We start from the raw sequence: 21,803 nt of genomic DNA, 5'->3' as shown, positions 1-21,803 counted from the left end.
TTTTTGTGTTACACAAGAAAAGAAAATAAGCTCCATTTGATAGAAAGAAGGATTAAAGGCATGGTTAAAAAAGACTCGCTCATTAGAGGGAGGCCACTGAAGAACTTAAGCTTTTCCAGTAACCCAAGTTATATTTAAAAAAAAGCGACACTTACCCCGCGGGTAGGTGTCGCTTTTTATGTGGTATTGCTCTGTTTTTTCTTAGTCCGCTAACTTCATGATTCGTTTTAAATTCACTGCAAATATCGCCATAGCTCCTTGTATTTGCATCCCTAACAGACCCGAGGACGACGCTACGTCGTACCCGTGCCGATGTTTAAGCTCACTGTTTTTCGCTTCAATTTTGTAGCGTTCTTTTGCTTTTACCTTGAAATACTCACTTTCCTGGAAGGCCATCTGTTCCGCATGTTCCCCGGATTTAATACTTACGGAGTACGTTTTGGTTTTGGATCCTTCTTTGTAACATCCCACTTTGAAGGGGCACCGTTTGCAAAGCTCCACATCGAAATAGTAGGTATCCGTCTGGTTTTTTCCTTTGCCCTTCGTTCCTTGCCTTGCTTTGCGGATCGCCATATGGCCGGCTTTGCATACGTACATGCCTGCATCTTTGTTGAATTCGAACTCGTCTTTCTTCTTGCGCATACCTTGCGAAATTTGCGGGTGAAGCCTTGAAATCAGTTCGATTTCATTTTCCTTGCTGTACGCTAAGTTGTCCTTCTCCGAATACGCCGTATCGCCGATCACAGTCGTTATTTCCATACCCGTGGCTTTGCTTTTCTCGATAAGGGCCTGCAGTTGTTTTCCGTCGTTCTTCTCGCCTGTTGTTACGATTGCCGCTGTAATGATTCGTTCCTCGGTCATAGCTATATGCGTCTTGTAGCCAAAAAACGAAGAGTCTGCGCTCTTATGTCCGACGCGGGCGTCTTGATCTTGTGAAATGCGCAGTTGCTCCACGTCATCTTCAACGGTTTCTTTGAGCATGTTCAGCGGTTCCGTGATCTTAGGCAGTTGAGCGATGCCAAGTTTCGTTTCGGTGGCCTCAATGAGTTTCTGGCAATAGTCGATCTCGGCCTCGAGCGTATCCACCGTATTTTTGGCGGTGCTCTTTAGGATTCCCTGTGCGATAGCCAGTTCGACCGTCTTGCCGATTAACAGATCCAAAAGATTGAGGTCTTTCAACCGAATTTTGCGGAACTTTGTGAGCGAGCTCGGGTCCATGACCGGCTCTTCCGGTGCCATCTGAAGAAAGTATTTGAATGACATGTCGTACCGAGAGCGTTCGACTAAATCGACATCCGACACCTCGAAAATGGCTTTAAGAAGTAGATATTTAAACATCCGCAAGGGGTCAATGGCGTTTCGGCCATTATCCAGACAGTAGTTCGCTTTCCATTCATCGTAGACAAAGGAGAAGTCTACCAGCTCATTAATTTGGCGTAGCATGTTATCTTTCGGCACAATGAGGTCATACAACGCTGTATAAGGGCTAAACGCAAATGAGATTTGAGGCTGGAACAATGGGTTCACCCTCTCGCAATGATACTTAAATTATACAAGAAAAAAAGGCACATCTCCTCAAAAAAATGAGGGGATGTGCCTTTTTATTCAGAAGGACCTTTTCAGTGGCCTTCGAAAAGGGGGCAGGCTTTTTTGCGCTTGGCAGGGCATAGACTAAAGGATGGAAGTCTCCTCACGTCGTGGGAAGACAACCTAGCGGCCGCGGTTTTATAGAAAGCGGTCAAACAAATTCATATACAAATATTGTACGTCAATGTACAATAAAGATACAAAAATGTTCAATATAGGACATATACTGAACAGTCTATAGTCGGACGGCATAATCTGATTTATCCTAATCATTTTGTTTATACAATCCTCAAAAATAGGAGCGTGGGAAGATGAAAAACAGCATGAGTACTTCTTTTGTCAACGAACCGTTTACCGATTTCTCATTAGAGGAAAATCAGCGTGCGATGAAAGCCGCCCTGGACAAAGTCAGGGGACAGCTGGGCGGCGAATATCCGCTTTTCATCGGTGCCGAAAAGGTGATGACAGCAGAAAAAAACGTGTCGATAAATCCGGGCAATCTGGATGAGGTCATCGGGCATGTGAGCAAAGCTTCGGTGGAATTGGTCGAGCGTGCTATGAACGCTGCGGTTGCGGCGTTCGAAAGCTGGAAAAAGACGCCTGCCGTCGAGCGTGCGCAATACCTTTTTGACGCAGCGGATTTAATGCGCCTGAGAAAACATGAATTTTCGGCTTTAATGGTATTGGAGGCGGGGAAGAACTGGCCGGAAGCCGATGCCGATACGGCGGAAGCCATCGATTTTCTGGATTTTTACGCAAGAGAAATGATTCGCTTGAGCGAAATCAATACGCTTCGGCCCTTGACGAAGCTCAGTGGGGAAACAAACAGGTTAACGTATATTCCGCTGGGGGTCGGCGCCATTATCCCTCCATGGAACTTTCCATTAGCCATCCTGGCAGGGATGACATCCGCGGCGGTCGTATGCGGCAACACCGTCCTGCTGAAACCGGCAAGTCCTACCGCGGTTATTGCGCACAAGTTCGTGACTTTAATGGAAGAGGTCGGATTGCCTGCGGGCGTCATCAATTTCGTTCCGGGCAGCGGGGCGGAAGTGGGCGATTATATCACCTCTCATCCGCAAACGCGATTCATTAATTTTACGGGCTCCAAGGAAGTTGGCTTGCGAATCAATCATATTGCTTCCGGGACGGCAAAAGGTCAAATCTGGATTAAACGCGTCGTAGCCGAGCTGGGCGGGAAGGATGGTATCGTTGTGGATGAGACGGCGGATTTGGATCAAGCCGCCTCCGCTATCGTCGCTTCGGCTTTCGGCTTCCAGGGACAGAAATGTTCGGCAGGCTCGCGCGCCATCGTCGTCAAATCCGTTTATGATCAAGTTTTGGAGAAAGTAGCCGATCTGACGAGAAAGCTGCAAATCGGGCTTCCGGAAGACAATTACCCCGCAGGTCCGGTTATCGACCGCAAATCCTATGACAAGATCTTGGAATATATTGAAATCGGCAAGGAGGAAGGGCGGTTGGTCGTCGGCGGAGAAAAGGCGGAAGGGAACGGATTCTATATTCAACCGACCGTGTTCGCGGACGTCAAATCCGAAGCGCGTATCATGCAGGAGGAGATATTCGGTCCCGTTCTGGCGATTGCGGCAGCGGAGGATTGGAAAGAAGCGATCGGCATGTATAACGATACGGAATACGGTTTGACTGGCTCTTTCTTTTCACGCGAAGAGCAGAGGATTTCCTGTGCGCTTGAAGAAATGCACTGCGGAAATTTGTATATCAACCGCAAATGTACGGGCGCTTTGGTAGGCGTTCACCCGTTCGGCGGCTTTAACATGTCGGGAACCGATTCCAAGGCGGGCGGCTACGATTATTTGCTTCAATTTACTCAGTCCAAACTGACATCCAGAAAAAACGAAGCCTAAATTCATCGGGTCGCCGGAGCGCCGAAACGGGTAGGTGCGAAATGGCCATTATATTATTTTTATCTTCCCGGAACCATTAGCAAAAAAAGGCTGCCCTTCCGTGTTCGCAAGAACGCCGTGAGGGCAGCCTTTTTCATGCGGATATGGTTGTATCCCGGCGGGCCGCAAAAATAAATTCATGAAATGGGTATTGGATTGGATCGACTTCTATTAAACAGGAATATCTTGGTTTAAAAGGAGTTGATAGATTTGGAGAAATTAACTCTCAGCTTGCTTGGCAGCGCCGGAGGTGTGGCCAAATCCATTCTTGCTATATTGGACAAATCGTTTCGGGACGCCGATGATCCCATCCACTCGTTTATCGGCAGCGTTCATATTCATTTGATCGATCTGAAGCAAAAGGAAATGGAGTACTACGAGCCATTCATTCCTCATCTGAAACACGCGGTTACCTTGCATCAGTTCGATTTGAAGGATTTGAGTCTGTTCCGTCAGCATTTGATCCAGACGAAGACGACGCTCGTCGTTGATATTTCCTGGGCAGATACAGTCGAAATGCTGGATTGCTGCAATGAAATGGGCATTCGATATATCAACACCGCGCTTGAAAATACAATGGTGGACGATAGCGAAGAGCTTGAAGGATTTACGCTGTTGGAGCGGTATCGTATTTTCCAGGAAAATAGAGAGCGGTTCACCAATATGAAGGCGATCATCGGCTCCGGAATGAATCCAGGTGTCGTGCAGTGGATGGCCCTCGAGATGATGAAGCAGAATCCTGGCGAAGAGCCTCTCGGCTGCTATATCGTTGAGCATGACAACTCGTTCTATAGCGATTTGACGCAGGTGAAGAAGAAGACGGTTTATACCACATGGTCCCCCGAATGTTTTTTGGACGAGGCGATATTGAACTATCCGATGTTTATGAAGCAGCATATGCCCCTTATTCTCTATAACGCTGTTTACGAGCTGGAGTTTAAAGTGGCGCTTGGAAGCAAGCAATTTTACGGCTGTTTGATGCCGCATGAAGAGGTTATCACGCTTGGGAAAGCTTACGATATGGAGGTTGGCTTCATTTACCGGGTGAATGACCATACGACGGACCTGATCCGTGCCAATCTCGACAATGCGAACGATTTATGGAATTGGAACCATAAGGTGCTGGACCCTTTGGATGCCGAGCTGGAGGGTGAAGATCTGGTAGGCGTGCTGCTTGTTTATAAGAATAAGGAACAATACATGTACAATGTCATGAGCAATGCCGGCATTTTTTCCGAATACAAGACAAATGCCACTTATTTTCAGGTAGCATGCGGGATTTATGGGGCCATATCCGCGATGCTGCTTGATGATATTCCCGATGGTGTTTATTTTGTGGACGAACTGCTGCATCAAACAGATACCGGATATGGCACATACCTTTCGTATTATATGAAGGACTTTGTTACGGGTGAAAACAACGGATCGGACGGGCTTTTGCTGGATCGCATGAAAAAATGAGAGGGGTGAGATGAAAGAATGACGAATCATAAGTATTCGCTGACCGGCTATCACAAAGAAGAGAATGAGGAGCTGTGGTTATGGGACGATCTTCCCGAGCTCGATATGGAAATCGGATATAAGGTCGGATCGCTGCTCCACTATGAGCATTCCCCGTTTCAAGAAATCAGTATCGTCGAGACGAAAGCCTTCGGGCGTATGCTCGTTCTGGACGGGACCCCGCAGGTTACAGCCAAAGACGGGTTTATCTATAACGAAATGATTACGCACATCGCGATGGCCGCGCATCCTAAACCCCAAAAAGTGGCCATGATTGGAGGCGGAGACTGCGGGCCGGCCCGCGAAGCGCTGAAGTATGAAAGTGTGCAGCAGATCGATGTGGTCGAAATTGACCCGAGAGTGATTGAAGTCTGCCGGACATGGATGACAAAAGAGACTGGCCAGGAGCGGGAAGGGCTTATTCGAACGGTATTAAAGGACGGATATAAGTGGATTCAGGAGCAAAAAAATATGTATGACGTGCTTCTGGTGGACAGATCGGACCCCTATGGCCCGGCAGTCAGTCTATACAAGCCGCAATTTTATCAATATGTTTATGACAGCTTGACTGATGACGGGATTGCCGTATTTCAGTCCGGTTCTCCCTACTATTCGGGTATTCTAAAGAAGACAAGCAGCAGCCTGAGAAAGCTGTTCCCCATCGTGCACACGTATATCTGCTCGATCCCCTCGTTTCCCGGCGGAATATGGAGCTTCACGATCGCTTCAAAAAAATGGGATCCCCTGGAGGCGGATTTGAACGGGCTGCAGTGGCAGGATGCGAAATATATAAACCCTGAGATTTTCCAGGCGTCCTTTGTATTGCCCCAATATATAAAAAGTGCATTGGAAGAGAAATGAAAAGCTGGCTTCTCCATGAAGGAATAAACAAAGCCAGCCTGATTCCAGGCATGGCTTTGCTTTCACTAACCGGCTTCTTCCGCCTTATCCGCCCATCCAGTCCCGCCGCAGCGTGAACAAATCCTTCAGCGCATCGGTCGACAGCTCGGTGATCCAGCCTTCGGAGGTAGTAATCACATTATCGCTAAGCTGCTGCTTGTTCTCCAGCATTTCGTCGATGCGCTCCTCCAGCGTTCCCAAAGAGATGAACTTGTGCACCTGGACATCCCTGGTCTGGCCCATCCGGTAGGCGCGGTCCGTAGCCTGATTCTCAACGGCGGGGTTCCACCAGCGGTCAAAATGAAAGACATGATTCGCCGCCGTCAGATTAAGGCCGACCCCGCCCGCCTTGATCGATAGAATAAACACATTGGGCTGTTCTTCAACTGGCAGTGTCCGGGACTGGAACTGGTCAATCATGCGGTCGCGGGCGGTTTTGGACGTGCTTCCGTTCAAATAGAGCACCGGCTCCTGAAGCTCCTGCATCAGCACCATCTGCATCAGCTGCCCCATGCCGACATATTGGGAGAAAATCAGGCAGCGCTCGCCCTCCTCCCGAACCTCCCTCACCATGGCGAGCAGACGCTCCAGCTTGGAAGAACGGCTGATCAAGGTCTCCGTGTCCAATTGTCCGGCTTTGGCGGCAGACAGCTCCGGTAGCGTCTCCTTCGTCAGCAGCATCGGATGGTCGCAGAGCTGCTTGAGCTGCGTCAGTGCGGCGAGAATGGCGCCTTTGCGTTCAATTCCCTCCAGCTCCTGCATGCGTTCCATCAGCTGGTTGACGGTTTGGTCATACAGTGCCCCCTGTTCGGTGGTCAGGTGGATGTAAGTCTTCATCTCGTTCTTATCCGGCAGATCCAGCTGGATGGCCGGGTCCTTCTTCTTCCGGCGGAGCATGAAGGGCTTGACCAGCTTCTGCAGCTCCACGGTGCGCTGCTCATCCCGCTCCTTCTCGATGGGATTGCCGAACCGGTCGTTAAAGCTCCGAGGACTGCCCAGATAACCCGGGTTGATAAAATCATAAATCGACCAGAGCTCCGACAGCCGGTTCTCGATCGGCGTCCCGGTAAGCGCAATGCGATGACGGGCCGGGAAGCTCCGGACGGCCGAGGACTGCTTGGTCTGGGCATTTTTGATATTCTGGGCCTCATCCAGACAGATCGTCGACCAGGTGAAGGATTGCAGCAGCTCCTGATCCAGCGTTGACGTGGCGTAGGAGGTCAATACGATATCCGCCGCTCTGACTTCATCATGAAAGTCATCGCCTCCAAGCCGCCTGCCCCCGTAATGAAGCACGACCTGCAGAGACGGAGCAAAACGGCTTAATTCCTTCTGCCAGTTGCCAATTACCGAGGTGGGGCAAATGAGCAGAGACGGCCTGTGGTCGGCAGGATCGGCCGTCGTTTCCTTGAGATGCAGCAGATAAGCGATAAACTGTACGGTTTTACCCAGGCCCATGTCGTCCGCCAGACAGGCGCCAAGCCCGAAGCGCCGCAGAAAAGCAAGCCAGGCGTAGCCCTCATGCTGGTAAGGCCGCAGCTCCGCCCGTAAGCCCGCAGGCACGGCGAGTGTCGGCCACTGCGACTGCCGGCTGATCTGACTGATGAGCTTAATAAGATGCTCATTCAGCTGAACCTCAAGCTGAACCCGCTCCGCATTTCCCGGCTGATCCTCCGCTTCGCCGTCCTGCTCCCCGCCGCCGCTTCCCAATAAATGCAGCTGCATGACATCCTGGAAGGACAAGCCCTGCTTGCCGTCCACACCCGCCATGAGCTTGCGGATTTGGGCCAGCAGAGCCGGATCCAGCGGGACCCATTGTCCGCGGAAGCGGACCAGCCGTTCATTGCGGGCGACGAGCTCGGCGAACTCCGCCTCGGTGAGGTCGGCGTCGCCGATCGCGATGCGCCAGTCAAAATCGACAATCGAGTCAAGACCGAACAAGGAGCCGCCTGTACTGCCTGCGCCGGAGCGGACCTTGGCGCGGAGCCGGGGCTTATTCCGCTTGGCCGCTTCCCACCAGGCGGGTAGCAGCACCTGCCATCCGGCGTCGAGCAGCTGCTGGCTCTCCGCCGTCAGGAACTGCCAGGCCGCTTCATCGGCAAGCGGGCTGTTCAACAGGTCGTCGCTGCTGCCGGATAGCCGCTCCGCAGGCAGGATAGCGCTTAGACGCGCCAGCCAGCCGGCCGAGCGGTCAGAGACATGAGCCGACCAGGCAGCCGGCCAGGATCCGAGCGCTTCGCCATCCCGGGTCAGCCGCACTTGCGCGAGTATCGACGGATCCTCCTTGTCCTGCAGGACAAGCTTGAGACTCCATGAGGCGTCGTCCATGTCATCCTCCGGCTCAAGCAGCTGCAATAAAGGCCGGAATGGCGCGGTATCCGCCTTCCAGCCGATGGCAATCAGCCACGCCCGTTCGTCCAGACCGGAGCCGGCCGCGCGGTCTTTGGCGAACAGAAGCGGGAATTCCCTGCGCAAATCGGCCGCAGTCGTTTCGGTTCCATAATAACGGTTAAATACCGCGGAAGAGAACGAGGCGCGCAGTCCGTCCCTGAAGCCGTTATCGGCGCTGATCTGCCCAAGCGCCGACTGCGTCTCCTCATCCAATGCTTCCTGATCCCAGGTCCAATTGAGCTTGCCAGCCTGGAAGGCGGATAAGCCCGGTATATATTTCTTCTCCTCGATGCAGGCGGCAAGCATCGGGGCAAGCTCAATCAGCTGCGCCGCATCGCCCTCCCATACCCACTCGATATGTGCCAGCAGCTCGCGTTCGGCAAAGAAGGGAATCACAAACTCGGAGGGAAGGAGCACAAGCTCGATCCCCTGAACGGTCTGGACGGACAGCTCCGTTCCATAGAAGGAAGCCTCATGCCAGGCGAACAAGCGCTGTTTCAGGGATAAACCGGATATAAAATCATGATTGCCGCTTGACCCGTAAATAACCGCATCTCCATATGCGCTCAAGCTGATCTGGATGGTGATGGTGTCCATATAGATGCTCATGGAATCAGTTTTCCTTTCCGAAGCTCCTCCTGCAGCGCCCGAAGACGGCTGTGGCGGTCGGTGAATGCGGTGAGAAACAGTTCCCAGCGCGATTCCTGCTTCGTTTTTTTGTACAGCTTGAACAGTCTCTTGAGCAGCTTCACCGCTGCCTTGTAGCTGTCTCTGTTCTTCTGTATAATATATCGCTCCACAGCCTGATGGTAGAAGGGCAGGAGCATCTCCGGGGCATGCTTCTCAATGGGCTGAAACACGCTGACGCGAAAATCCAGCGGCTCCCTGCCGGCGCTGAGGTGATAATCCATCCACTCCCGCCATTTGGCATGCGCAAGCAGAGCTTCTTCATAGATATCCCGCGAATACGGAAGCATGCCGGCAAGCGTCTGCCACATCAACGGCTCCGAATCGGGCAGCTGCTCAAGAGCCGTCTCCCAGTAGACCGCATACTGCGTCAGGCCATCCCTGCGGTAGCCGGTCAGCAGCGGGCTGATTTCGGCCAGCCAATCCACCAGGCGCTGCCACTGCTCCGCTTCGGCCAGATCGCTCAGGAAAGGATACAAATCATCGGGACGGACATCGAAGCCGGATGATGCCTCGCGCAGCAGCTCCCAAGCCTCCTGATCCTGGGTCATCAGGAAATGCATCCGGCACCGGGCCAGCATCCAGGGAAGCTTGGATAGGGCAGCGCCCAGCTCGGGAGCGGCAGCCTGGAGGGCATCTAATTCCTCTGCATACATTTTCGTATCGCCCCGGGCCGGGTGGAGCCAGTTCCTCCACAGCAGATCGTAGAGTCTGGAATAGTAATGGAGCTTCGGGGATTCCGTCAGCATCTGCCTGCGCAGATAGGCCAGCGTCCCTGCCATTCCACTCTGCGGCTCCTGCCCGGCCGTGCCGGCAAGCTCGCCTGACAGGATGCGCACAATCGCTTCCTGTACATCATCAGCGGCAACATGAGTGTGAAATCCCATATAGTAGGCGGACCACTGGCTCTGCGACTGCTTGATCAGCTTGCCAAGCACGAACAAGTGGGCATGCAATCCTAACAGCTGCTCTACAAACGGGGGAAGCGGGGGCTTTATTTTACGGATAGAAGCCAATGCGTCCTTCACATATTGACTGGTATAGGTATTGTCTGACAGCTCCGCGGTACATAACTCAAACAGCTCATGCCACTCCGGAACGGACATGCTGTCAATACGGCTTGCCTGCTCCATTAACTTGGCTTTGGCCTGGGCTTTTCTGTCATCGGGCGGATTCGGTTTGCGGCCGGCTGCAGCGGCAGAAGCTTTCCCTGTTTGCGCCGACGCTGTCAACGATCTCGCATTCGCGAGTGCAGGGATCGGTCTATCCTGCAGGTCGGCATATTGAAGAAGCACGGCTACCATATGCTTGCAGCTGCCGTTGACCGGACAATCGCAGCGGCTTTCCGACAAGCTGTCCAGGTTGATTTTAACGTAATAATCCTCGGTTCCCTCAACTACGGCTTGAATATGCACGGCGTCGGGCATTTTAAAATCAAGGACGCGCTGCTGTTTGAAATATTGGAACCCGCGTTTGATCGTGATATCATCAAAATATTTGGCGGTGTTCTGAATGAGCTGCTCCCATTGCAGGTCATCTATGGTACCGGTTGTTTTCATGGTTTATTAATCTCCTGATAAAGAGTATAGTCTGGTAGGCAACTATTTTCTCTATTATATCAGGTACCCTTGGAAAATAAGAGCGAAGCCGCATATTGGACAGCTGCGAAGCCAATACTTTGGAAACGCGGCAAGGTGGGCAGTTAAAATCCGTAGGGTAAGGGAGGCAGCGGAATGGATCAAATGGATCATCGGGATGTGCAGGGAAGGAAATTGGCTGCAGCTGCTTCGAATGAGGATATCCGGACTGCAACGCTTGCAATGGGATGCTTTTGGGGGCCGGAAGCCTTATTCGGCCATCTGCCCGGCGTCGTCAGGACGCGCGTTGGCTATGCCGGAGGCACTTCGGAGTATCCTTCGTACCGCCAGATGGGGGATCATACCGAAACGCTGCAAATTGATTATGATCCTGCGATTCTCCCGTTCGAAGAAATCCTGGATACGTTCTGGAACAACCATAATCCGATGAATATTAACGATTATAAAGGCCGCCAGTACATGTCCCTCTTATTCTATAACGATGAGAATGAGAGACAAACGATCCGGCAGGTCCTCGAGAAGCGCAAGGGGCAGGGAAAAGGTGAGCCGGATACCGGGATTGCCCCGTACTCCGGGTTTCACCTTGCTGAGGACAGACATCAGAAATATTATTTGAAAAGGTACCCGGATGCCATGGAAAAGCTGGGCACGCTCTATCCTTCAGGGACGGATCTGGCCAACTCGACGCTTGCGGCCCGCTTGAACGGATTGGCCAAAGGATATACGAATCTGGAACGGATCATCAGTGAGATCCGGCAGTGGCATGCGTATCCTGACGATAGGGAAATCATGATTAAGCTGATTAAACATATACGATGGTAAATAAGAAAGAGCGCCATGAACGACGGTGCTTTTTTTAAAAATGGCTATGTTAAATCCTGATGTTGATCTTTACGATAAGAAAACCGCCTCGTTGAAGAGGCGGCTTATTGAGCTATCGTACCCGTTATTTGAGTCCCTTTAATTTGGTCGCCCAGACCCGGAGCGTGAATGCGGTGTTTATATGATGCACCCGACTTCTTCGAGATACTTTCACACTGCTTTTCTGTTTCTATTTTACTCTAGTAATGTATATTTCAGTTAAGTCTTCTTTTAAACGTTACTTATTTATTACCGAGTTGTTCCGCCAAACCGATTAGAAGTCCTTCATTTCCACGAATGTAGCAGAGCCGATACGAGTCCTCGTACTGAACCACTTCGCCAACGAGCTGAGCACCATACTTAGTGAGTCTGGATACCATTTCGTCAATGTCTTCAACGGTGAACATGACGCGTAGATAACCGAGGGCATTTACAGGAGCAGTTCGGTGATCTGATATAGTAGGCGGGGTGAGAAATCGCGATAGTTCAAGTCGGCTGTGGCCATCTGGGGTAACCATCATAGCAATCTCTACACACTGTGAACCCAGCCCGGTTACGCGACCAGCCCATTCACCTTCGACAGTAGCTCGCCCTTCGAGCTTCAAGCCAATCTCCTCGAAGAAAGAGATTGAGTCATCAAGGGATTCTACAACGATGCCAACATTGTCCATTCTTAGTAATTTGTTTTTTGCCATAGTTTTATCTCCTTTTGTGTACAAATTTATTACCTGATCATCTTCATATTTATTCTATCAAGAATTACTAATTCCTTCCAAACGATTAACATCTTGTCACAGTTCATGAACAGAAAACAGGCATGATTTCACCAACATATTTTTCTTATTCGATGCTATATTCTCATATTCCTTGCTGTCTAAGTAACGAAAGCAAGCCAAATAATGTTGCAAATATTTAGTTGCAACGCCGGTAAAGCGATCCATCCACTTTTTTAAGCGGCTGTGGTAGCTGTTTACGTTTTGGACATGGTACACGCCCTTTACACGTTGCTTTCCGTCGGACTTAAATCGGTAATGAGCCAAGCCCTTTGAATTCGCATAGGAACTGAATGCTCTCCACGAATCAGTGCAAAGCACGTTTGAGTCAGATATATGACCACCAATCGCTTCATCCAATTTTGTAGTCCGAATACGTCCACGCCCAAGTACGCCAGAGTAAGTCATTTTCTGACGGTCACGGGCAACGAGTACACATACTTGGTCATTACCAATACCACGATATTTGGCTTTTCCGCCGCGTTTACGTGGCTTACGATCGGCAATATTCCGTTTGCCCTTTTCGGAGAATAAGAAATACGTTTCGTCCACTTCAACGATTCCTTGGAACGCTTCAGTTGGAATCTGCTTCAGAGCGGCAAGAATCTTATGTCGCCAGTAAAACAAGGTGACGTGCGTGACTTCACCATTTAACTGCTCTGCACATTTTCTCAGTGAATAACCCTCAATCATACATTCAATAAAGCGAATCCAAATATGAGGTCTCCTCGTTCGTTTCAGAGGGGTACTTGTAAGGTCATTGAACGTTTGGCGACAGGACTTACAACGGTAACGTTGACGTTTAACCTCTCCAGTACGGGATTTTACAGCGTACTTCCCAAATCGCACAACAGAATGGTTTTTGCAATGCGGGCAAACGAGTCCCTCTTTATGCTTCTGCTCTTGAATTTCATCAATCGCTCGAACTGGAACCGCCACGTCCTTGGTTCGGGACTGCAAAAAGTAGATAAGCTCTCGCTTACCATTATCGTCCAATGCATCAGCAAGTCTCTTCAGTTCCTTTAAATCCATGGGTAAATCATCTCCGAACAGTGATATTACCCTAATTATAGAACATTAGTTCGTATGTTTAACATAGCCTTAAATAAATGAGGGATGGTCAAATTTGTCCATGATATGTTCGTTTCGTTCTATCGACAGTGCGGGGCCGACTTTGGCATCATTAGATTCATCAATGATATCCGTATCACGGAAGGGGAGCTGGGATGTGATCAAGTTTGCCGGAATTGCCAATCCATATCATGTGGGCGCTTACAGTGTGGAACGAAATGCAGCCGTGCTTCAGCGATACCGCTATCTGCATGAAGGGCTGCTGCGGGCCGCCGCGGGACAGCTGCCGGGCCGCGAGGACTGGAACTTGCGCATGTGCATGTGCAAGCATTTATACGAGGACGCCGAGGCGGCGGATCTGCTCCGCCGGCGCATTCCCGAGCTGCGGACATCCTCCGCCGTGCTGAGCAAGGAGCCTGATCCGCGGCTGACGCTGCTGATGGAGGAGCTCGTCCAGGCCAGGACCGATCTGGAGTGGGCAAGCGCGGTTTATGAGGTGATCAAGCCGGCGATGCTTGAGGCATTCCGCTTCCATCTGGACAATACGCAGCAGATCGTAGATCAGCCTACGATCCGGCTTTTGCGTCAGGCGGCTGCCGATCTGGAAGCCCAGCTGGAATGGGCCGCTGCTCTTCTGGCAGATCTGCGCGCCCAAGCGGAGCAGGAAGGGGAGGAGCGGGAATTTTGCGGCGTCCTGCGCACCATGCTCCTGGCAGCAGGCGGAGTAGCAGGCGATCTGCCCCGCTCTGCAGATGTGCCCAGACGCTGGCGCTCGGGCACCCCGTATGCGATCCCGGGCAAGTCCAGACGGGACCCGCGCCGGATGGGACCGACTACCCTGGTCCGCACTGGCGTCGAGAATCCTCCTGCCGATCCCGTTCTGAACGAGCTGGTCATCAAAATGCGCGTCAGGCAGGAGGAGATGACGGCTTGCGATCTGATTGCCGGCGTGCTCTACACCCAGAGCAGCATGCCGTGGAGCTTCTATTACGATCTTGCCCGTCATATTTGGGACGAGGCCCGTCATGCGATGTTCGGCCAGGCTGCGCTGGAGGAGGACGGCTACGAATGGATGACCCGCCCGCAGTATACCTCCGACTATGACATCAATGCCGAGAAAATCCCTGCCGCCAAGTACGCCTGGCTCAGCATCGGGATTGAGGAGGGGGCCATGATCAGCCTTGGGAAGAAAAAGGAATATGAATGGTGCCGCGATGAGGCCAAGCATCCGCTGATGACGCAGTTTCAGGATTACGACTGGGCAGACGAAATCGTGCATGCCAATCTGGGCCGCAAATGGGCGCCTGATCTGATGGGTGAGCCCCTTGGCTTTGTGCGCGAAATCGCCCAGAAGGAGCTGGACCACTTCTGGGCGGAGGTCAGAAAGGCGGAGCAGCAGGCATGAACATCTATAGGATGCAAACATCCAGGATCGGATCTTTTGTAGCGGATCGGTTTCAGGAGCTTCTCGCAGCCAAGCCGGCTGCCGTCATTGGCTTAACCACGGGAAATACCCCGCTTACAACGGGGATATATCAGGAGCTGGTCCGCAGAGAAAATGCGGGCAGCCTGGATTTTCGGCCATGCGTATTTGTGAATCCTGACGAGCAGATCGGCATTGCCCGGAATCATCCCGAGAGCTACAGCACATATATGAACCGGCATTTTTTTGACTCGATCACGCATGCTGCCAAGAAGCGCTTCATTCCGGACGGAACGGCAGCGGACCCCGATGAGGAGTGTGAGAGGATGGAACGGTTTATCCAATCCTCCGGCGGCATTGACTACCAATTGACCGGACTTGGCACCAATGGTCATATCTGCTTTATTGAGCCGGCTCCTTCCCTTCCTTCGCATAGCTTCGTGACACCGATCGCTCCAGTGAACCGGGAGCTGTACGCGCCGCTGTTTGGTTCACTCGAAGCCGTACCAACGCATGCCGTAACATTCGGCTGGGGCACGGTCATGCGCTCGCGCAAGCTTTGTCTTGTCGCGGTCGGCGAGGGCAAAGCGGATATTGTCGCGAGGTCGCTCCTTGGGCCTATCACAACGGAGCTTCCGGCCACATTGGTGCAGCTGCATCCGGATGTTGATATTGTGCTGGACCACGCGGCTGCGAAGGTATTTGAGGAGCAATATCAGTCGCGCGATACTTCAAATATTCAAATTCGGCATCTGGGCTGAAACGGTTAAAATTTAGATGCAAAGAGTTGAAACTTTTACGATGCAAAGAGTCATCCGGTAGTTTCATGTTAAGGTCAGTCCTGTCGTGGACTGGCCTTCTTTTATAGCTGCGCGCTCTCCTGATATTTCAAGCAGAGGGGCTTTGAAACAATGCCCGAAATACGGTGCAGCCGGTTATTCAAATTCAGAATGGATAAGCTTTCGTCTGATCCATAATTTATTATTTCAGAGGGTATTAATTTACGCTGAATTTAGTTAAAATGATTCAGACCAAAGTGATAACTGTACGGGCTTGAATATATGGAAATCAGGATGATCTTGCGTGAATATAAGACAGGATTGAGATTCAGCCGTACTTTGTTTAATGAATAAAGTAACTCGTTTACATTATCCGGGGGCGCTCCGCCACTGCTCCAGTAAGGTTATTCCGTGCTGGAGCGTCTGAAAAGTGGCGGTGAGGCGGTGCAAGCGGGTAAAACCCGCTTTGAACTTACTTCGAGCGGGTTGGGTGAGTACAGCGGCTGCTGTAGTCAGGTATATCCGTGCTGGAGCGTCTGAAAAGCGGCAGTGACTCGCTGCAAGCGGGTAAAACCCGCTTAGAACTAACTTCGAGCGAGTGGATGTGTACAGCCGGCGCTGTAGTCAAGGAAAGGCTGCTTTATGTTTTCAGGGAAGCAAATCGTCATGAAGGATGGCTTACACATCACGCTATTTTTAAGGCAGGGAGAATGATCGTGGACAAACAGCTCGGGACACTTCGGGGACTGCAATTTTGGCTGTATGCGGCAAGCGGCGTGGCAACGCCGTTCCTGCCACTTTATTTTGCGGAGAAGGGCTACTCCTCTTCCCAGATCGGGGCGATGCTGATGGCGGGGCCGCTGATCGCTATTTTCTTTCAACCGATTTGGGGTTATGTCAGCGACAGGATGCAGACCGTTAAGAAGGTGGTCTTCCTTCTCTGGATTCTGACAATTCTCTTCAGCATCGGCCTGTTCGTCTCCGAGGCCTATGCCATGACGTTCATGTTCATTATACTGATGTATGTGTTCTTCCAGCCCTCATTCCCGCTGCTGGACAGCATCACGATACAGGCGGTCGAACGGCGGGGAGCGACATACGGCTCGATTCGTCTGTTCGGTTCGCTGGGCTTCACGGCGATCGCCGTGGCAGGGGGCTATATATTGGAGGCTATGGGTGGAATTCAGCAGCTGGGCTACCTTTTCTGGGGAGTCTGGATTATCCCCATTCTGCTGCTGTTTCGTCTGAAGGACGAGCCCGCCGAGGGAGAACGTATGACGCTGCGTTCGATCCAGGGAATCTTCGGAAACAAGTCGTTTCTCTTATTCCTGCTTCTGGTCTTTGTCATTACAATTCCCCATCGCATGAACGATGCCATGTTTGGGTTGTACATGAAAGAAAATGGCGCATCGGATACGCAGGTCGGCTGGGGATTCGCGCTCTCCGCCATCGTGGAGCTCCCTGCCTTCCTGCTGCTCAGCCGGTATCTGAAGCGTATTCATGAATTTGTGCTTATTGGAATTGTCGGCATTCTCTATTCCATCCGCTGGCTGTTCTACGCCTGGGCTTCAGAGCCGTGGCAGATCCTGCTGCTGCAGGCGGGTGCTTCCGTAACCTTTGCGATTTTCTGGATTTCCGCAGTACATTATACGGTGCGCGTGCTGCCCAGACAGCTGGGCGCCACCGGCCAATCGCTGCTCGCGATGGTCTTTCTCGGTCTGGCCGGTATGACGGGCGCTACCGTAGGGGGTTGGCTGAACGACAACTACGGCGGCTCCAGCATGTATTATTTTGCCGCTGTGGTGTCATTAATCGGGGGACTCGGCTTCCTCGCGGCCGAATATGCGGCAAGAATGAAGAAGCCCGCGCGAGCATAAAAGCTGTGCAGTTGCGATGTGAGCCCTGCCGTTTTAGAAGAGCGTTCGTTGAACGGGCTTCCTGAATGGAATCGCAGCAGGTAAAGACGCCTCCAAAACCACTAATGTCAGTGGGTGCGGGGGCGTCTTTTTGCATATAACTTCAGCTCGGAGTGGCGGTTCGAAATTGCAATTGTTCCTCAAGCCCCATAGAGCGCATGATGCTTCGCTCCAATAAATCTATATTGGATTTGAAGGAAGAAATTCACCTGGTCGCTAGGGGAAGGCAGGAGCCGTTTTATCTTTTGCATGGTTCTGATTCAGTGGAATCGGTCCCCGGTCTCTTATTTTTTATAGACCATCAAGGAGAACCGTCTCTGGCGAAAAAGCCTGTCATTATGCGGGATTTCCTTGGATGTGCGCAAGCGCGGCGGGAGAGGGATCAGTCTGCTGACCGCAGGTTTATCGATTTGCCAATCGCCTTAAGGCATATAACTTGTATATAATGATCTAAAGAAACGAATGCAGGGGCTGACCGCCCAGAGAAAGCTGACATCGAGGCAATGGTGGAATAACGCTGGAAATACGACTGGACAAGTGAAGAGTTCATAATTTGGCGGAGGAACACGGCATGACCAACATTTTGCGTTTTTTGGGGAAATACAGGCTTGCAGCCGGCATGGCTGTCGTTATGGTGCTGGTTGAGCTGGCGGTGGAGCTGATTCAGCCTTATCTGATTTCGGTCATTATTGATGAAGGTATTTCGCAAAAGGATACATCGGTGGTGCTGCTGTGGGGCGGAATATTGGTTGGAGGCTCGGTTGCCGCATTCATCGCAGGTATTCTGAGCTCTTTTTTTGCCTCGCATGCCAGTCAGGGGTTTGCGTTCGATGTCCGGGAGGCTCTCTACACCAAGGTGCAGGGATTCGCATACCCGGTTTTTAACCGCTTTGCCACCTCTTCCCTCATTACCCGGTTAACGAATGATGTCACGCAGCTTCAGGATACGGTATTCATGGGACTAAGGTTCATGCTGCGCATGCCGCTTGTGGTCATCGGGAGCATCATTATGGCGCTTGTCGTGCATGTACAGCTGGGATTCCTGCTCACCTTGACCGTTCCCGCGCTGCTCGTATTCGTCATCTGGATCATGAAGAGAGCTTCCGTTTTATTCAAAAGAGTCCAGATGAGACTGGATACGCTGAACCGCGTGATGCAGGAGAATTTGACCGGCATGCGGCTGATCCGCGTGTTTGTCCGGCGCAAGGAAGAAGCAGGCCGTTTTGCACGGCTGAGCCAGGAATTAATGGGGAGCACGGTCTCCGCTTTGCGTCTGACGGAGATTACCATGCCTTTTATTCTGCTGATCATGAATGCAGGGATTATTGCCGTGCTGTGGTTCGGGCATAAGCAAATAAGCATGGGGACTGCGACTGCGGGCGAGGTGGTTGCGGTTGTGAATTATTCGCTCCGAACGGCGGGTGCCCTGTCGGCCTTCTCCATGATTGTGGCGGCCTTCTCCAGAGCCCGCGCGTCTGCCCAGCGGGTTGATGAAGCGCTCAATACGGACAGCGAAGCGCCGGCCAGGTCGGGCCGAAAGCCCGAAGGGCTGTGTGAAGGGGGCGTGGAGTTCGAGAATGTCTCCTTCCAATACCCGCAATCGGAGGCTCGCGTGCTGGTGGACATTTCCTTCAAGGTCCGTCCGGGCGACACCGTAGCGATTCTGGGGGCTACAGGCTCGGGCAAATCCTCGCTGATGCAGCTTGTTCTGCGCCTTTATGAGGAAACCTCCGGGGTCATCCGCATCGACGGCCGGGATGCCCGCGAGCTGGATATGGAATTTTTGCACCGCTCCATCGGCTATGTGTCCCAGGAGGTGCTGCTGTTCTCGGGCACGATACGCGATAATATCGCTTGGGGCCTGGAGGACGCCAGTATGGAGCAGGTGATGGAGGCAGCCAGGCTGGCGCAAATTCACGAGACGATCGAGAAGCTGCCGGATCAGTACGATACCCTGCTTGGACAGAGGGGCATCAATCTCTCCGGAGGGCAAAAGCAAAGGCTGTCCATCGCCCGCGCCCTGATCCGCAAGCCGGCTATTCTGCTGCTGGATGACAGCACCAGCGCTCTTGATGTACGAACGGAAGCGGGCTTGCTGCAGGCGCTCAAAGGGATGTCCTGCACGACGCTCCTGATTACGCAGAAGATCAGCTCCACGATTGGGGCGGATCTGATTCTGCTGCTGGATGAGGGCAGTCTCATTGCACAGGGAACCCACGGACAGCTGATGGCCAGCGACTACTTGTACCGGCGTATTTATGAATCCCAATTCGGGAAGGAGGGGGCAGCGCATGTGGGAAGCTTTAAGTGAACCCTTCCGGTATCCCAGGCCGCGCGTGACAGATGCCGTTCCTGACGCTTCTCCAGCGGGCAAGCGGGCCAAAGCCCAGGCAAAGGATTGGCAGGGAACGCTCAGACGGATATGGCATTATCTGTCCCACCGCAGGGGACGGCTGTCACTGGTCATGCTGTTGGTTATTGTAAGCTGCGGGCTCACGCTGCTTGGTCCGTATCTGATCGGCATGGCGATTGACGATTATCTGGAGGGACCGGGAGGCAGGCCATGGCTGCTGTTTCTGCTTGGATTGACCTGTGTCTACGTGCTTCAGTCCATTGTGGGCTGGCTGCAAAATATCTGGATGATCCAGATCGCCCAGGAAACCGTGCTGCGGATGCGCACCGATCTCTTCGCGCAGCTGCACCGATTGCCGATCCCGTTCTTCGGGAGAAACCGGCAGGGCGATCTCATGAGCCGCATGACCAACGATATCGACAGCGTGAGCTCCACGCTCAACAGCTCGGCGATCCAGCTGTTATCCAGCGTGCTGATGCTGGCGGGCACGGTCATTGTCATGCTGCTGCTCAGTCCGCTGCTTACGCTGCTCACCTTTTTGGTGGTTCCGCTGATGGCGCTCGGCATGCGGTGGATTACGCGGCGGACAGGCGCGCTTTTCAGGGAGCGGCAGCGAAATCTGGGAGAATTGAACGGGTTTGTGGAAGAAACGCTGTCCGGCCAGCGGATTATTAAAGCGTTCTCCCAGGAAGAACGGGTTATTCAAGAGTTCCATGAACGCAATGTGCGCATCAAGCATTCGGGTTTCTGGGCGCAGACCATATCGGGCTTCATTCCCAAGCTGATGAACGGGCTCAACAATCTGAGCTTTGCGATTATTGCCTGTGTCGGCGGAATATTGGCTATTCGCGGGGCCATAACCGTTGGGGTTATTATCGTTTTTGTCGAGTATGCCCGGCAGTTTACCAGGCCTCTTAACGATCTGGCGAACCAGTGGAATACTCTTTTGTCCGCCATTGCTGGAGCAGAGCGGGTATTCGAAATCGTGGACGAACAGGAAGAAGATATAGACGAGAGTACGGCGGTTGCTCTTGATGCCGTGGCAGGCGCGGTTGTCTTCCATAAGGTGTCCTTCGCTTATGAGGAGGGGAGAAATACGCTTAAGGAGATCAGCTTTGAAGCGAAGCCTGGCGAAACGATAGCGATCATCGGTCCCACCGGAGCCGGCAAGACGTCGCTTATTCAGCTGCTCTCCCGTTTCTATGATACGAATGCGGGGACGATCACGCTAGACGGGCGGGATATCCGGACGGTCCGGCGGGAAAGCCTCCGCTCCCATATGGCCTTTGTGCTGCAGGATTCCTTTCTGTTCGAAGGCACGATCCGCGACAATATACGGTATGGCAAGCTGGATGCCACCGACAGCCAGGTGGAGGAAGCCGCCAGACTCGCCAATGCCCATTCATTCATTATGCGGCTGTCCGGCGGATATGACCGGGTGCTGATTGCCGATGGCAGCGGCATTAGTCAGGGACAGCGCCAATTGCTTGCCATCGCGCGAGCCATTCTGGCGGATCCGGCTATTCTCGTACTGGATGAGGCGACCAGCAGCATCGATACCGTTTCCGAGATCAAAATCCAGGAGGGCTTGAAGCGGTTGATGGAGGGGCGAACGAGCTTCGTCATTGCCCACAGGCTGAACACGATCCGCGAGGCCGACCGCATTCTGGTGCTCAAGGATGGACGTCTGGTGGAGCAGGGACCTCATGAAGATCTGCTGGGCCAGGAGGGGCTGTACAGCGAGCTGTTTCATGGACAGCTGGAGCAGTAAGCTGTGAGCAATGGATCCGGATATCACTGTTTGAAAAGAAGAGCGTCTTCCTGTCGGGGGGCGCTCCTTTTTGCGTGCAGTATCATAGCTAAGAAGTTAGTTGACGTTAGCTGCATGGCCAACAAGCCGGGTATACTCCGCCAGGATATATGTGTAGGGCCCGGGAGGCCGCGTCCTGACTGGGCCCTACAAAAGATGTGTGTTCTAAAAAAGTTGTGGCTTGTGGGCATTCCCCGCCTGCTTTAGCATGGGAGTTGGCTGCAGCCGAAAG

At 52.4% G+C, this 21,803-nt stretch carries 14 protein-coding genes; 9 read left to right on the top strand and 5 right to left on the bottom strand.

Annotated elements, in window-relative coordinates; genetic code table 11:
- Positions 1–201: 201 nt before the first annotated feature.
- Entirely contained in the window at positions 202–1,518 is a 1,317-nt protein-coding gene (locus ACFOLF_RS16395) for a transposase (RefSeq protein ID WP_210045043.1), read from the bottom strand.
- Between the two features lie 380 nt (positions 1,519–1,898).
- On the opposite strand from ACFOLF_RS16395, the gene pruA reads away from it, so the two are divergent.
- The 3 genes from pruA (at position 1,899) to speE (ending at position 5,870) form a co-directional block, all read left to right on the top strand.
- Positions 1,899–3,470: an L-glutamate gamma-semialdehyde dehydrogenase gene (pruA, locus tag ACFOLF_RS16390; protein ID WP_210045042.1), complete on the top strand. Its 1,572-nt coding sequence runs from the start codon at positions 1,899–1,901 to the stop codon at positions 3,468–3,470.
- Positions 3,471–3,713: 243 nt separating this feature from the next.
- The gene (locus ACFOLF_RS16385; protein ID WP_210045109.1) at positions 3,714–4,970 is read left to right on the top strand and encodes an S-adenosylmethionine decarboxylase related protein; all 1,257 of its coding nucleotides are present in this window, start codon (positions 3,714–3,716) and stop codon (positions 4,968–4,970) included.
- Positions 4,971–4,988: 18 nt separating this feature from the next.
- Positions 4,989–5,870 (top strand): polyamine aminopropyltransferase, encoded by an 882-nt coding sequence (gene speE, locus ACFOLF_RS16380; RefSeq protein WP_210045041.1) that lies wholly within the window; start codon positions 4,989–4,991, stop codon positions 5,868–5,870.
- An 84-nt stretch (positions 5,871–5,954) separates the two neighbouring features.
- Here the strand turns inward: speE and ACFOLF_RS16375 are convergent, their stop codons facing one another.
- A complete protein-coding gene (locus ACFOLF_RS16375; RefSeq protein WP_210045040.1) occupies positions 5,955–8,909 on the bottom strand; it encodes a DEAD/DEAH box helicase in 2,955 nt (984 codons plus the stop codon).
- Positions 8,906–10,546, bottom strand: a complete 1,641-nt coding sequence (locus ACFOLF_RS16370; protein WP_210045039.1) for an SWIM zinc finger family protein — start codon at positions 10,544–10,546, stop codon at positions 8,906–8,908. Before ACFOLF_RS16370 ends, ACFOLF_RS16375 begins: the two co-directional genes overlap by 4 nt.
- A gap of 174 nt (positions 10,547–10,720) precedes the next feature.
- On the opposite strand from ACFOLF_RS16370, the gene ACFOLF_RS16365 reads away from it, so the two are divergent.
- Positions 10,721–11,407 (top strand): peptide-methionine (S)-S-oxide reductase MsrA, encoded by a 687-nt coding sequence (locus ACFOLF_RS16365; RefSeq protein WP_379113780.1) that lies wholly within the window; start codon positions 10,721–10,723, stop codon positions 11,405–11,407.
- 281 nt (positions 11,408–11,688) lie between these two features.
- Here ACFOLF_RS16365 and ACFOLF_RS16360 read toward each other — a convergent pair whose 3' ends face one another.
- Positions 11,689–12,141: a VOC family protein gene (locus tag ACFOLF_RS16360; protein WP_210045038.1), complete on the bottom strand. Its 453-nt coding sequence runs from the start codon at positions 12,139–12,141 to the stop codon at positions 11,689–11,691.
- 96 nt (positions 12,142–12,237) lie between these two features.
- Positions 12,238–13,251 (bottom strand): IS1595 family transposase, encoded by a 1,014-nt coding sequence (locus ACFOLF_RS16355; RefSeq protein WP_210045037.1) that lies wholly within the window; start codon positions 13,249–13,251, stop codon positions 12,238–12,240.
- A gap of 196 nt (positions 13,252–13,447) precedes the next feature.
- Here ACFOLF_RS16355 and ACFOLF_RS16350 point away from each other — a divergent pair, with 196 nt between their 5' ends.
- The 5 genes from ACFOLF_RS16350 (at position 13,448) to ACFOLF_RS16330 (ending at position 21,532) form a co-directional block, all read left to right on the top strand.
- Positions 13,448–14,695 carry a hypothetical protein gene (locus ACFOLF_RS16350; RefSeq protein WP_210045036.1) on the top strand — a complete coding sequence of 416 codons (1,248 nt, stop codon included), beginning with the start codon at positions 13,448–13,450 and terminating at the stop codon, positions 14,693–14,695.
- Positions 14,692–15,474, top strand: a complete 783-nt coding sequence (locus ACFOLF_RS16345; protein ID WP_210045035.1) for a glucosamine-6-phosphate deaminase — start codon at positions 14,692–14,694, stop codon at positions 15,472–15,474. Before ACFOLF_RS16350 ends, ACFOLF_RS16345 begins: the two co-directional genes overlap by 4 nt.
- Before the next feature lie 734 nt (positions 15,475–16,208).
- Positions 16,209–17,369 (top strand): MFS transporter, encoded by a 1,161-nt coding sequence (locus ACFOLF_RS16340; protein WP_379113778.1) that lies wholly within the window; start codon positions 16,209–16,211, stop codon positions 17,367–17,369.
- Positions 17,370–17,979: 610 nt separating this feature from the next.
- A complete protein-coding gene (locus ACFOLF_RS16335; RefSeq protein ID WP_210045033.1) occupies positions 17,980–19,719 on the top strand; it encodes an ABC transporter ATP-binding protein in 1,740 nt (579 codons plus the stop codon).
- Positions 19,700–21,532: an ABC transporter ATP-binding protein gene (locus tag ACFOLF_RS16330; protein ID WP_210045032.1), complete on the top strand. Its 1,833-nt coding sequence runs from the start codon at positions 19,700–19,702 to the stop codon at positions 21,530–21,532. The genes ACFOLF_RS16335 and ACFOLF_RS16330 overlap by 20 nt, the downstream gene beginning before the upstream one ends.
- The last annotated feature ends 271 nt before the right edge of the window (positions 21,533–21,803 follow it).

Source organism: Paenibacillus sepulcri (genome assembly GCF_042647105.1).
In the GTDB taxonomy this organism is placed as follows: Bacteria; Bacillota; Bacilli; order Paenibacillales; family Paenibacillaceae; genus Paenibacillus_Z; species Paenibacillus_Z sepulcri.
The sequence above is the reverse complement of the archived record's forward strand: the minus strand, read 5'-3'. Positions and strand labels throughout refer to the sequence as shown.